General features: G+C 57.4%; 12 protein-coding genes. 8 read left to right on the forward strand and 4 right to left on the reverse strand.

The window, feature by feature from the left end; translation table 11 throughout:
* Nucleotides 1–19 precede the first annotated feature (19 nt).
* From FEM03_RS21400 to carA, 3 genes are all read right to left on the reverse strand, one after another.
* Entirely contained in the window at nt 20–1294 is a 1275-nt protein-coding gene (locus tag FEM03_RS21400; RefSeq protein ID WP_138088352.1) for an adenylosuccinate synthase, read from the reverse strand.
* A gap of 164 nt (nt 1295–1458) precedes the next feature.
* Complete coding sequence (locus FEM03_RS21405) at nt 1459–2055, reverse strand: FHA domain-containing protein (RefSeq protein WP_138088353.1); 597 nt, start codon at nt 2053–2055, stop codon at nt 1459–1461.
* 297 nt (nt 2056–2352) lie between these two features.
* Nucleotides 2353–3516: a glutamine-hydrolyzing carbamoyl-phosphate synthase small subunit gene (gene carA, locus FEM03_RS21410; RefSeq protein ID WP_138088354.1), complete on the reverse strand. Its 1164-nt coding sequence runs from the start codon at nt 3514–3516 to the stop codon at nt 2353–2355.
* A gap of 206 nt (nt 3517–3722) precedes the next feature.
* Between carA and FEM03_RS21415 the strand changes: the two genes are divergently transcribed.
* Both FEM03_RS21415 and FEM03_RS21420 read left to right on the forward strand, forming a co-directional pair.
* Nucleotides 3723–4028, forward strand: coding sequence for a hypothetical protein (locus FEM03_RS21415; RefSeq protein WP_138088355.1), 306 nt, complete (start codon nt 3723–3725; stop codon nt 4026–4028).
* A 166-nt stretch (nt 4029–4194) separates the two neighbouring features.
* Nucleotides 4195–4569 (forward strand): YybH family protein, encoded by a 375-nt coding sequence (locus FEM03_RS21420; protein ID WP_166443050.1) that lies wholly within the window; start codon nt 4195–4197, stop codon nt 4567–4569.
* A 236-nt stretch (nt 4570–4805) separates the two neighbouring features.
* On the opposite strand, the gene lpxD is transcribed toward FEM03_RS21420, so the two are convergent.
* Nucleotides 4806–5855: a UDP-3-O-(3-hydroxymyristoyl)glucosamine N-acyltransferase gene (gene lpxD, locus FEM03_RS21425; protein ID WP_138088357.1), complete on the reverse strand. Its 1050-nt coding sequence runs from the start codon at nt 5853–5855 to the stop codon at nt 4806–4808.
* Nucleotides 5856–6042: 187 nt separating this feature from the next.
* Here lpxD and FEM03_RS21430 point away from each other — a divergent pair, with 187 nt between their 5' ends.
* From FEM03_RS21430 to FEM03_RS21455, 6 genes are all read left to right on the forward strand, one after another.
* Nucleotides 6043–7113, forward strand: coding sequence for a zinc-binding metallopeptidase family protein (locus FEM03_RS21430; RefSeq protein WP_138088358.1), 1071 nt, complete (start codon nt 6043–6045; stop codon nt 7111–7113).
* A gap of 197 nt (nt 7114–7310) precedes the next feature.
* Nucleotides 7311–9089 carry a GMC family oxidoreductase gene (locus FEM03_RS21435; RefSeq protein ID WP_138088359.1) on the forward strand — a complete coding sequence of 593 codons (1779 nt, stop codon included), beginning with the start codon at nt 7311–7313 and terminating at the stop codon, nt 9087–9089.
* A gap of 10 nt (nt 9090–9099) precedes the next feature.
* Nucleotides 9100–9585 (forward strand): SecDF P1 head subdomain-containing protein, encoded by a 486-nt coding sequence (locus FEM03_RS21440; RefSeq protein ID WP_138088360.1) that lies wholly within the window; start codon nt 9100–9102, stop codon nt 9583–9585.
* A gap of 27 nt (nt 9586–9612) precedes the next feature.
* A complete protein-coding gene (locus FEM03_RS21445) occupies nt 9613–10269 on the forward strand; it encodes a gluconate 2-dehydrogenase subunit 3 family protein (RefSeq protein ID WP_138088361.1) in 657 nt (218 codons plus the stop codon).
* Nucleotides 10270–10271: 2 nt separating this feature from the next.
* Nucleotides 10272–10736, forward strand: a complete 465-nt coding sequence (locus FEM03_RS21450) for a DUF421 domain-containing protein (RefSeq protein WP_138088362.1) — start codon at nt 10272–10274, stop codon at nt 10734–10736.
* A 143-nt stretch (nt 10737–10879) separates the two neighbouring features.
* Nucleotides 10880–12112: an LL-diaminopimelate aminotransferase gene (locus tag FEM03_RS21455; protein ID WP_138088363.1), complete on the forward strand. Its 1233-nt coding sequence runs from the start codon at nt 10880–10882 to the stop codon at nt 12110–12112.
* Nucleotides 12113–12278 lie beyond the last annotated feature (166 nt).

The raw sequence follows: 12278 nt of genomic DNA on the forward strand, positions 1-12278 counted from the left end.
GGCGCTCCCAGGGGGGGAGTTAACTTACCACCAGGGTCTGGTCGCGGGAGGGGCCGATGCCGAGGAGGGTGACGGGGGCTCCGGCGAGTTCGCCGAGTCGGGCGAGGTAGGCTTTGGCTTTGTCGGGCAGGTCGGCATAGTCGGTTTTGCCGCTGAGGTCTTCCAACCAGCCTTCGTGCTCTTCGTAAATGGGTTTGCAACGCTCGATCTCGGCGATGGTGGAGGGAGGGTGGTTGATGATCTGGCCGTCGAGTTCATACGCGGTGCAGATGCGGATGGTCGGGAGGGTGTCGAGACCGTCGAGGTTGGTGATGGCGAGTTGATCGCAACCGTTGATCATCACGGCGTGGTGGATGAGAACGAGGTCGAGCCAGCCGCAGCGGCGCTCGCGTCCGGTGGTGGCGCCGTATTCGCGGCCCATGCCGTGGAGCATGTCGGAGATTTCCTGGCTTTCGGTGATGAAGGGTCCGCCGCCAACACGGGTGGTGTAGGCTTTGGCAACGCCGACAACGCAATCGATTTTGCGCGGGGAGACGCCGCTACCGGTGCAGGCACCGCCGGCGGTGGTGTTGGAGGAGGTGACGAAGGGATAGGTGCCGTGGTCGATGTCGAGGTAGCTGCCCTGGGCGCCTTCGAAGAGGATTTTCATGCCGTTGTCCAACGCGTGGTTGAGATAAACGACGGTGTTGGTGATGTGCGGCTGCAGACGGATGGCGGCGGCGGTGATTTTTTCAACGACTTCGGCGACGTTGACTTTTTCATAACCGGCGACTTCGAGTTCCTGGTTGTGCAGGGCGGCGCGCCATTCGATTTCGGCGGCGAGCTTGGAGGTGTCGCGCAGGTCGGTGATGCGCAGGCCCTGACGTTCGATTTTGTCGGCATAAGTAGGTCCGATGCCGCGTCCGGTGGTGCCGATGGCGTTCTCGCCACGACGGGTTTCGCGGGCTTTGTCGAGGGACTGGTGGTAGGGAAGCGTGAGATGGGCACGGTCGCTGATGAGCAAGTTTTCAGGCGTGATGTTGACGCCTTGTCCGCGCAGTTTGTCGATCTCGGCGAGCAGGCCGATGGGATCGATGACGACGCCGTTGCCAATGACACAAATCTTGTCGGGCCAGAGGATGCCGCTGGGGATGAGGTGGAGGATGTATTTGGTGTCGTTGTTGATGACGGTGTGGCCGGCGTTGCTGCCGCCTTGGGCGCGGGCGACGACGTCACTGCGCTCGGTGAGATAATCGACGATTTTTCCTTTGCCTTCGTCTCCCCACTGGAGACCGACGATGATGGTGTTTGACATGTGCTTTGGATGGAATGGTAACTGACTAACTGGGATGCCGTGGGAGCAAAGACAGACGTAGACGTGGTCAGGTCGCGATGTTCCACCCTGATAAACAGGCACGGAGGGGTGTCGTCAAGCCGATCGGGACGACGAATGAGGGTTTTGTGCTCGGCAGAGAGAGGTTAGGAGCCCATTTGCAGGATCATAACGACGCCGGCGATGCAGGAGACGATGCCGAGGATGCCGAGGATCATGAGGCCGCTGCCCGCTTGTTTTTTCTTCGCTTTGGGGCCAAAACCCTGGCGCATGTGGGCGGGGCAGGGGGTGGCTCCGAGACCGGTAATGGCGGCGGCGGAGTTGGTGACGGTGGCGGGTTCCCAGCCGCTGCCAGCGCTTTCGTTGGAGAAGTCGGGTTCAGAAGCGTCGTCTTCGTAGATGGAAGTGGGGGCTGGGGCAGAGCCTTCGTCGGCGGAGGCGGGAGCTGACGCTGGAGCGTCGCCTTCGTAAACGACGGGGCAGCTGCCGATACGGAATTCTTCGCCGTGGCTGAGGCTGGCTTTTTCAACGCGCTGGCCGTTGACGTGGGTGCCGTTGGTGGAGCCGAGATCATGGAAGTCGATGCCGTTGGGGGTCACAAAAATTTCGCCGTGGTAGCTGGAAACGGAGCCGTCGGGCACGACGAGGTCGTTGTCCTGGGCGCGACCGATGCGATAGCGTTCGGCTTCGAGTTCAAACTCAAGGGTCGAGCCGTCGGTGGTGTTGATTCTGATTTTTGGCATAACTGGGGACGTTTTTAGCAGTCGGGGGGTGGAGTGGCAAGAAAGATTCAAGATTCAAGATTCCAAGATCCAAGATTTTGAGGAGTGAGGGGCTTGAAGGTAGGCGGATGGAGGCGGCTGAGCACGGGCAGGTTGGTCGCACGATTGGTGGCGTTTTTTAACCGGCGCAACACGAAGTCCCCGGGTTTCAACGGTGGCCCATGGGAAATTGGGCAAGCGTCTGAGGCGCTTCGCGTCCGTGTTCTTGGCAAGATGCCAAGAACGACACGCAAGATGCGTATGCTCCCCAAATTCTCGCTATTTGCTGGACTCGATGAGGGAGGCGAATTCTTTGAAGAAGTAGCTGGCGTCGTTGGGGCCGGGGGCGGCTTCGGGGTGGTATTGGACGCTGAAGACGGGGAGGTCGCGATGGCGCAGGCCTTCGACGGTGCCGTCGTTCAAGTTGATGTGGCTGACTTCGAGATTGGAGGGGAGGGAGTCGGCATCGACGGCAAAACCGTGGTTTTGACTGGTGATGGTGACCTTGCCGGTGCGGACGTCCTGGACGGGCTGGTTGCCGCCGCGATGTCCGAATTTGAGTTTGAAGGTTTTGCCGCCAAAGGCGTGACCGAGCATTTGATGGCCGAGGCAGATGGCGAAGACGGGTTTTTGTTCGGCGAGTTTGCGGACTTCGGCGTGGATGTAGTCAAGGGCGCCGGGGTCGCCGGGGCCGTTGCTGAGGAAGATTCCGTCGGGTTTCAGGGCGAGGACTTCGTCGGCTTTGGTGGTGGCGGGGACGACGTGGACATCAAATCCTTCCTGGCGCAGGCGGCGCAGGATGTTGCGTTTAATGCCGAGGTCGTAGGCAACCACGCGGTGTTTGGTTTCGCCGAGAGCGTGGAAGACGCCTTCGGGTGGACCGCTGTGGCCCTGGCTGGGGTTGGGGATGTCCCAGAGACGGCTTTGTTGATTGGTTTCGTCCCACGCGTAGGGGTTGGCGGCGGTGACTTCCTTGACGAAGTCGCTGCCTTTCATCAATGGGCTGTTTTGGGCGAGCTGGATGGCGTCGGCGACGGTGCCTTCGCTGGTGATGACGGCGCGCATGGCCCCGAGGGTGCGCAGGTGTTTGGTGAGGGCGCGGGTGTCGATGCCCTGGATGCCAGGGATGTTCCAGCGTTTGAGGTAGTCGTCGAGGCTCTCGGTGCTGCGCCAGTTGCTGGGGACATTACAAAGTTCTTCGATGACAAAACCGCGCACATGCGGTTCGTCGCTTTCGTCGTCGAGGAGGTTGATGCCGTAGTTCCCGATCATCGGGTAGGTCATGGCGACGATCTGGCCGCGGTAGGAGGGGTCGGTGAGGACTTCCTGGTAACCGGTCATGGAGGTGTTGAAACAGATTTCCCCCGAGCCTGCCTGGGTGGAACCAAAGGCTTCTCCTTCAAAATAACGTCCGTCTTCCAGGGCGAGAATGGCTTTCTTCATCGTGCGGGGGGTTGATAATGGCAGTTGGGCGGGGTTGCAAGTGATGTTGTTGTTGCGGACGGTTTCAAGGGGTTCTGGCTGGAGAGGCACGTTGGAATTCGGGCAAAAGCTGCAGCGCGGTAGGAATGTTCAGTGCCCTCGATCTTGGCCGATGTTTTTTGTGATTTACCTGCCCTTCGAACCATGTCAGGATCGACGAACTGCGTATGAAGTCCGATTCGCCCATCATTTGCGGAGGAGGCTGGCGCACGCGGCAAAAATTTGGCAAGCCTCGAGCCCGGCGGTTTGGCTTTCTAACGCTGGTGTGGATGGGGATTTCGTTTGGGGCTTCCGCGCCGTTTTGGGAGGGATGGCCGGAGGAGGTTGGAGCGTTCGAATGGTTATGCGTGGCGCTGCTGGTGCCGCACACGGTATTTGCGGTGTTGGCGGTGGTGTTTTGGTTGACGGAGAAGCCGCAGGTGTTTGTTGAGGAGACCCCCAGCTTTGATCACGATATTCGGAAGTTGTATTGAGGAGGAGGTGGATCAAAGAGAAACGGAGACAATCCAGTGAGCGACGAAATGTATGTTTAAACCGATTGTGGAAAGACTAGCAGACTGGAATTTGAGTTTGATTTTGTGGCTTGCAATGATGATGGCTTGCGGTGCGGGGATCCTGGAGGCTGAAAAGAAAAACGTGATGAGTCCTGAAGATTTGGTGGTGGCCTATGAAAAGGCTCTGGCTTCACAGAAGTGGGAGGCGGTGGAACCGTTGATGGATTCGCGGTGCACGGTGACTTTTTCTGACGGCAGTGTGCATCGGGGAATCAAGGAGGTGGAGAAGGCTTTTCGTAGAAACTTCGCGCTGATTGAGGATGAGAAGTATGCCATTTCGGAGCTTCATTGGATGGTGAAGTCGGATGGGTTTGCGGTCTGCACGTTTGTTTTTGAGTGGTCGGGGCGGATGGAAGGGCAGGCGGTGGCAGGTTCGGGGCGGGGAACATGGTCGATGTTGAAGGATGGCGGAACGTGGAAACTGGTCGCGGAGCACCTTGGGCCGAAGGCGGAGGGGTGAGGTTGCCGTTTTTGTGTGGTCGATGCACGCTGGGTGCATGAGGCGTCCTTGCAGGACGCGGAGTGTAAGGACTTTACCCGGCACCTTGTGCCGGGCTGATATGAAGTGTCCTGTCAGGACACGGGGTGATCAAGGAATGAATCCCCGACTTGGGTTGAGCGCTTGATCTGGTGGCGGGTTCTCGGCAAGATGCCGAGGACGAATGGCGAGCGGGACGGGTAATCTCGCCTTCCAATTTAAACGATGGCTTTGATTTCGAGATTGCGGTTGGCTCGTTCGAGTTCGCGGACGCGATCAAGGAGATCAGGAAGGCGGCGGGAGGCGGCGACGCGGCGGCGTTCTTCGCCAGCGGTGGTGGCGGGGAAGCCCATGTAGGATTCGCGACCGGGTGGGAGGTCCTTGGTGACACCTGCACGACCGCCGATGGTGACCATGGAACCGACGTTGACGTGGCCCGCGATGCCGGCCTGGGCGGCGATGACGACGTAGTCGCCAATTTGGGCGCTGCCAGCAATGCCGGTGCCGGAGACGATGATGCAATGTTTGCCGATGACGACGTTGTGGGCGATCTGAACAAGGTTGTCGATTTTGGTGCCTTTGCCGATCCAGGTGCGGCCGAAGCGGGCGCGGTCGATGGTGGTGTTGGCACCGATTTCGACGTCGTCGTCGATCTGCACGATGCCGGACTGGCGGACTTTGCGGTGTTCGCCGTTGATGAATTCGTAGCCGAAACCGTCGGCACCGATGACGACGCCGGAGTGCAGGATGACTCGGGCCCCGAGGGTGCAGCCTTCCTGAATCGTGGCATTGGGAAAAAGCTGGGTGTTGTCGCCGATGGTGACGTTGCGACCGACGTAGCTACCTGCACCGATGCTGACATGGTTGCCGAGCTGAGTGCCTTCCTCAACGACGGCATTGGCACCGATGGAGACGCCGGTTTGGTCGGTGATGATGCCCTCGGCGACGACGGCGGAGGGATGGATGCCGACGGTGGCGGGGGTGGCGTGGAAGCCGAAGGCGTCGACAATTTTTTCAAAGGCAACGGAGGGGTCTTTAACGATGAGTCCGGAAACGTGGGGAGGGAGCGTGGTCCAGCCTTCAGGGATGAGGACGGCGCTGGCTTTGGTTTCGGCGAGCCAGCCGCGGTAGCGATGGTCGGAAAAGAAGCTGAGGTCGCCGCGACGGGCTTCGCGAAGCGATGCGAAACCGGTGATCATGGTGTCGTTGTCTCCAGGGAGGAGACGCGCAGTCACCATTTCGGCCAGTTCCAATACAGAAATATTCATGAACAGCCTTCGCATGGTTTTCTCGGAATGATACCTAAATGAACACGGCTGGCGTGATTGTCACCGTCGATTGGGTGGAGTGAAGCGTGTGTTTTGGCTGGCTATTCTGTCGAATGAGCGGACACTGCCCTTCATCGTTGAGCTTGGGATGCTGGATGATGTGGCTAATCAGGATCCCCCATGAATTATGCAACGATTTGTCTGTGACTGCGGTAATGTGCTTTTCTTTGAGAGCTCACGGTGTTTGCAATGTGGTGAAGAGGTGGGCTATGACCCGGATGCGCAGAAGATGGTGGTAATCCGGCCAGGTGGATGGGGTCAGCGCTGTGGAAACGGGGTGCAATATGGGATCTGCAACTGGGTGGTGCCTGCCAATGGGGCAGCGGCGGAGAAGGCGGCTCTGTGTTTTTCGTGTTCGCTGAATCGCAAGATTCCAAATTTGAAGGAGGAGCGCAATGTGCGCTTGTGGGGTCGGATGGAAGGCGCAAAACGGCGTTTGGTTTACTCGCTACTGCGGATGGGGATTCCATTAGCCTCCAAGGTGATGGATGCGCAGTCGGGTCTGGCTTTTGATATCGTGAGTGCGCAGGCGCAGCCGGGGGTGACGATGGGGCATTTAAATGGGGTGATCACGGTGAATTTGGACGAGGCGGACGATACGTATCGGCAGATCAATCGTGAGCAGTTGGGGGAGAGCACGCGCACGTTGCTGGGGCATTTCCGGCATGAGATTGGTCATTATTTCTGGCAGCGCTGGATGAGTGAAGCGGCTTGGGACGATCCGCAACGGTTGGCGTTTCGTGAACGTTTCGGGGATGAGTGGCGCGACTATGGGGCGGCGTTGAGCTGGCATTATCAGTTCGGAGCACCACAGGATTGGGCGGATCAGTTCATCAGTGGTTATGCGGCGTCACATCCCTGGGAGGATTGGGCGGAGACCTGGGCGCACTATTTGCAGATTTTGGAGGGCTCAGAGACGTTCGAGGGGTTGGGTTTGGAGACCAAGCGGATAGCGTTGCCGGTGGTGAATTTTCCGGTGGAGGCGGGTCAGTTGCCGAACAGTTTGCCGCAGGATGAAAAAGCGGATAAAGCGTTCGTGACGTGGTTGCAGGGCTGGGTGAGTTTGTCCACGGTGTTGAATGAAACTTCGCTGAGTCTTGGTCAGCCGGCGGTGTATCCGTTTGTGATTTCGACGAAGGTCGCGCAGAAGTTACGATTGGTGGATCACTTGGCGAAGGTGTGGGCTGCAGGCAAATAGATCGTCCTCGTCCTCCTACTCGTGCTTGAACTCGTCCTTGATTGCTGCGCAGACGTTCGCTTCATTTCTTTGATCGCCAACAAACCATGCTTGCGTTTTGATCAAGGCTCTTGGTAGTGTCGGTTTTATCCATCGCCGGAATGCTCACTGGCGGTTGGTGTCTGGCGGTTTCATTTTTACCCAGTTCTCACTCACCCATGCCCTTGCTCACGGATCGCAAGACGAAAACGCAATACGATGCCATCGTGGTCGGCTCTGGTGCCGGCGGTGGAATGGCGGCGCTGATTCTCACGCTCAACGGTGCGAAAGTGCTGATGATTGAGGCGGGTCGGAATTACGAACCGCAAACGGAGACGCCGATGTTCAATACGCCGGAGATGGCACCGTTGAGGGGGGATCGGACGCCGGACCGGTTTTTCGGTTATTACGATGCAACGATTGGCGGCTGGCAGGTGCCGGGAGAGCCTTACACGAACAAGGCGGGAACGGAGGGCAACTTCTGGTGGTGGCGGGCGCGGATGCTGGGTGGAAGGACGAATCACTGGGGGCGGATTTCGCTGCGATTTGGTGAGCACGATTTCAGGCCAAAGTCGCGTGATGGCTTGGGGGTGGACTGGCCAATGACGTATGAGGACATGGCGCCGTGGTATGATCGGGCGGAGAAGCTGGTCGGCATTTATGGCGAGGCGAACGGGATTGAGAACGCGCCGGATTCGCCGCCGGGGGTGTTGCAACCGCCGCCGAAACCGAAGGTGGGCGAGTTGCTGGCGAAGCGGGCGGGCAAGAAGCATGGGGTGCCGATTGTGGCAGCGCACCGCGCGGTGTTGTCGGTGCCGATGGATGGCAAGAAACTGGCGGGCGAGTTGTTTCCTGACAATCCCAAGGCGCAGGAGATCATGGCATTGGACATGAGCACGCGGGCCCCGTGTTTTTGGGCGACGAACTGCATTCGCGGATGTTCGATCCGTGCGAATTTTCAGAGCACCACGGTGTTGATCCCACCGGCGTTGGCCACGGGGAATCTGGACATCATCACGGATGCGATGGTTCGTGAGGTTTTGGTTGGACCGGATGGCAAGGCGACGGGGGTTCACTACATCGACAAGCAGCCGCGCCGCGATTGTGTGGTGAAGGCGCGGGTGGTGATTCTGGCGGCGAGCACGTGTGAGACGACGCGGATTTTGATGAACTCAAAGGGCAGGGATCGTTCAGGTTTGGGCAATGCATCGGGCGAGTTGGGCAGGAACTTGATGGACTCGGTGGGGACGAGTCTGGGGGCGCAGATTCCGGCAATGGAGAGCCTGCCGCCTTACAATGAGGATGGAGCGGGAGGGTTGCATACTTATTCGCCGTGGTGGTTGGTGCGCGATCATGCGAAGCTGGGGTTCGCGCGGGGTTATCACATTGAGATGAGCGGTGGCAGACAAATGCCGGGGGTGACTTCATTGGGGATTTTGGACAGCAAGGCGAAGGGGGTTTATGGGACGAAGCTGAAGGAGGCGGCGCGGCGATATTATGGATCGACTTTTGGTTTTTCGGGTCGTGGCGAGATGATTCCAAACAAAGATTGTTATTGTGAGATTGATCCGAATGTGGTGGATCAATGGGGCATTCCGGTGTTGCGGTTTCATTGGAAATGGAGTGATCATGAGATCAAGCAGGCGGAGCACATGCAGAACACGTTTGCGGAATTGCTGAGCGAGATGGGTGGCGATCCGAAACCGAAGTCGGGCAAGGATGCGATTCAGAAGCCGGGTGAGATCATCCACGAAGTCGGCACGGCGCGCATGGGGTTTAGCGATCAAGATAGCGTGACCAATCAATGGTGCCAGACGTGGGAGGCGAAGAATTTGTTTTTGATGGATGGTTCGGTGTTGCCGAGCAATCCGGACAAGAATCCGACGCTGACAATTCTGGCGCTGGCGTGGCGGAGCTGTGAATGGTTGATGGGGGAGATGAAACGAGGGGAGATTTGAAGGAAATCCTATGAAACGTCTGATAGTTCCAAGTGTTCTTATACTGGTTGGCATGGCTTTTTGTGTGGCCGCTGAAGAGCTGGAAGCGGTGACGCTTAGGTTTAGTCAGGTGACGGAGGTTGAAGGGGGAAGTTCGGAGGTGTTGCCGTATGCCGATCCGTATGTCGAACCTGAGTTCAGTTCCATCAAAGTGGAGAAAGTATCGTTGATTGACTCTTCAGACATCAAGTCAGCCTATGCTTTTGCCGATGCCGTTATGGGGCCGACAGTTGGACTCGATTTTACCGAGTTAGGAGCGAAGAAATTTGCTGAAGTCACCAAACGAAGCATTGGCAAACGGCTGGCCATTATTATTGACGGCAAAGTGATATCGGCGCCCAACATCAAGGATCAAATTACTGGTGGGAAGGCGGTGATTTCTGGAAAGTTTTCGATGGACGATGCCGACGCACTGGCACGGAAGATCAATGCGGGATTGCCAAAAACTCAATTATAACTTTTTCATTTCAACCTCCGATTCAATATGAAGCCTGAACGTTCTGCTATTTCACGTCGCGATGCTCTGAAATGGCTCGCGGGCACTTCGGCGGCGGGTGTGGCAGCACCGGCCATGGCGGCTCCAAATGAAACGGGTCCGGCCCCGGCTTCGACGGTGGGGCGGCACCCGATTCATGATCCGGATTTTTTCAAGCCGGTGTTTCCCTGGGAGAAGTTATTGAGTGAGGAGGAGATGAAGACGGTGACGGTTTTGGCGGACATCATTTTGCCGAAGGATGAGCTGGGACCGTCGGCGAGTGAGTTGAAGGTGCCGGAGTTTATCAATGAATGGATCAGTGCGCCGTATGAGGACAAGGTGGCAGATCGCGAGTTGATCAGGGGCGGGATAGCGTGGTTGAATACGGAAAGTTTTCGGCGTTTTGAAAAACGCTTTGATGAGGTGAATGCAACGGGGCAGATTCAAATCGTGGATGACATTTGCGGGGCGGGTGAGGTGAAGGCGGAGCATCAGTTGGGGGCAAAGTTTTTCACGCTGATCCGCAAGTTGACCCTGGGAGGTTATTACACGCACAGTGGTTCGTGGAAGCAGCTGGGGTATGTGGGCAACATCTCGTTGGGCGGCGCGTATCCAGGCGTGCCTCAGGAAATCATTGAGCTGCTGAAATTGCAGGATGTCGTGTGAATATGTGGTCGCTGTCTGTGTCCTGGTGGGAACTCGTTCTCCGCGCGGTGGTGGTGTATGTGTTTGTGCTGGTGATCCTGCGGATGTCAGGTAAAAGGCAGGTGGGTCAGCTGGCTCCGTTTGATTTGGTGTTGTTGTTGCTGCTGTCGAATTCGGTGCAGAATGCGATGAATGCGGGCGACAATTCACTGCTTGGCGGATTGATTTCGGCGGGGGCCTTGATCTTGTTGAATTACGGTTTTGGACTGGCGACGTTTCGCAGCAAGAAGATCGAGGCGCTGGTGGAGGGACGGCCGCAGGTGCTGATTCACAAAGGCAAGGTGGATGAGGGGGTGATGCGGGGTGCGAAGTTGACCCATCATGAACTGGACATGGCGCTGCGTCGTGAGGGCTGCACCAGCCCGGCGGAGGTAAAGCTGGCGGTGCTGGAGAACAACGGCGAGATTACGGTAGTGCGAAAAATCTAGTTTGGTTCAAGGGCTGTCATGGCGGCGGTGGCGGGCCTGCGGGAGGCAGGCTTTTGAATTGAGCGGGTGATGCAGCGAGAATCAGTTGGCAACGATCAATCTGCCGCTAAACTCTCCGTCCTTCGAATTCTCCCTATTTTCTCATGGCTCTTATCAACGAAAACTTCCTCAAACTCAAAGCGGGCTACCTTTTTCCGGAGATCGCCCGTCGCGTTAAAGCGTTCACCGAAGCGAATCCTGAAGGCGCGGCGCGTCTGATTCGTTGCGGCATTGGCGATGTGACGGAGGCTTTGCCTGAGGCAGTGCGTTATGCGATGCATGAGGCGGTGGATGAGATGGGCGATCGCGGGACGTTCAAGGGATATGGTCCTGAGCAAGGATATGATTTCTTGCGTAATGCGATTGCGGACAACGATTTTAAGGCGCGTGGGCTTGAGGTGTCGGCAGATGAGATTTTCATCAGTGACGGTTCGAAGTGCGACACGGGGAACATCCTCGATATCTTCGGTGCGGGGAACAAGATCGCCATCACGGATCCGGTTTATCCGGTGTATGTTGACACCAACGTGATGATCGGCAACACGGGTGAGGCGGACGAGAATGGGGCGTATGCTGGGCTGACGTATTTGAAGTGCAGTCCGGAAAACGGGTTTGTGCCGGACATTCCGGAGGAGAAGGTGGATCTGATTTATCTTTGTTACCCGAACAATCCCACGGGTGCCGTCGCGACGCGTGAGCAGTTGACGGCGTGGGTGGCCTATGCGCGCAAACATGGCAGCATTTTGCTCTATGATGCGGCGTATGAGGCGTTCATTCAGGATGAGTCGATTCCTCGCAGCATTTACGAGATCGAAGGGGCGCGTGAGTGCGCGATTGAGTTCCGCAGCTTCTCGAAAAACGGTGGCTTCACCGGGGTGCGTTGTGCGTTTATCGTGATTCCGAAAACGCTGCTGGGGTATCAGAAGGATGGCACGGCTTATCCGATTCATCCGCTGTGGAGTCGGCGTCACAGCACGAAGTTCAACGGCGCGAGCTACATTGTTCAGAAGGGCGCGGAGGCGCTTTATTCGGACGAGGGCAAGTCGCAGATCAAGGCGTTGATTGAGCATTACATGGGCAACGCTGCGTTGTTGGTTGAGGCGGTGAAGGCGATTGGATTGCCGGTTTTTGGCGGAGTGAATGCACCCTATGTCTGGGTGGGCACGCCGAATGGCCTGACCAGCTGGCAGATGTTCGACAAGATGTTGAACGAGGCCAATGTGGTGATCACGCCGGGGAGTGGGTTTGGTTCGGCGGGCGAGGGGTATTTCCGCATCAGCGCGTTTAACAGTCGTGCGAATGTTGAGGAAGTGTGCCGTCGCCTTGCGGCGCTTTGATGGGTATGGAAGGGTTGGAGAAATGCATGGCCGACGAAACCAGACTGTGTAAAAAGCCCATTCCATCCGTTGATGGCCCGTCAATGGGTGCGCAATGGCCAACAAGGGAGGCCTTTCCTTGATCTGCGTGACCTTCTCTTGATGACTTGCTCGCTTGTCTTCTAAC

Origin of the sequence: Phragmitibacter flavus (genome assembly GCF_005780165.1) — a bacterium.
GTDB lineage: Bacteria > Verrucomicrobiota > Verrucomicrobiia > Verrucomicrobiales > Verrucomicrobiaceae > Phragmitibacter > Phragmitibacter flavus.

Coding starts and splice junctions, on each gene's coding strand:
- FEM03_RS21400 (WP_138088352.1), bottom strand. CDS start 1,294: ATGTCAAACACCATCATCGTCGGTCTCCAGTGGGGAGACGAAGGCAAA.
- FEM03_RS21405 (WP_138088353.1), bottom strand. CDS start 2,055: ATGCCAAAAATCAGAATCAACACCACCGACGGCTCGACCCTTGAGTTT.
- carA (WP_138088354.1), bottom strand. CDS start 3,516: ATGAAGAAAGCCATTCTCGCCCTGGAAGACGGACGTTATTTTGAAGGA.
- FEM03_RS21415 (WP_138088355.1), top strand. CDS start 3,723: ATGAAGTCCGATTCGCCCATCATTTGCGGAGGAGGCTGGCGCACGCGG.
- FEM03_RS21420 (WP_166443050.1), top strand. CDS start 4,195: ATGAGTCCTGAAGATTTGGTGGTGGCCTATGAAAAGGCTCTGGCTTCA.
- lpxD (WP_138088357.1), bottom strand. CDS start 5,855: ATGAATATTTCTGTATTGGAACTGGCCGAAATGGTGACTGCGCGTCTC.
- FEM03_RS21430 (WP_138088358.1), top strand. CDS start 6,043: ATGCAACGATTTGTCTGTGACTGCGGTAATGTGCTTTTCTTTGAGAGC.
- FEM03_RS21435 (WP_138088359.1), top strand. CDS start 7,311: ATGCCCTTGCTCACGGATCGCAAGACGAAAACGCAATACGATGCCATC.
- FEM03_RS21440 (WP_138088360.1), top strand. CDS start 9,100: ATGAAACGTCTGATAGTTCCAAGTGTTCTTATACTGGTTGGCATGGCT.
- FEM03_RS21445 (WP_138088361.1), top strand. CDS start 9,613: ATGAAGCCTGAACGTTCTGCTATTTCACGTCGCGATGCTCTGAAATGG.
- FEM03_RS21450 (WP_138088362.1), top strand. CDS start 10,272: ATGTGGTCGCTGTCTGTGTCCTGGTGGGAACTCGTTCTCCGCGCGGTG.
- FEM03_RS21455 (WP_138088363.1), top strand. CDS start 10,880: ATGGCTCTTATCAACGAAAACTTCCTCAAACTCAAAGCGGGCTACCTT.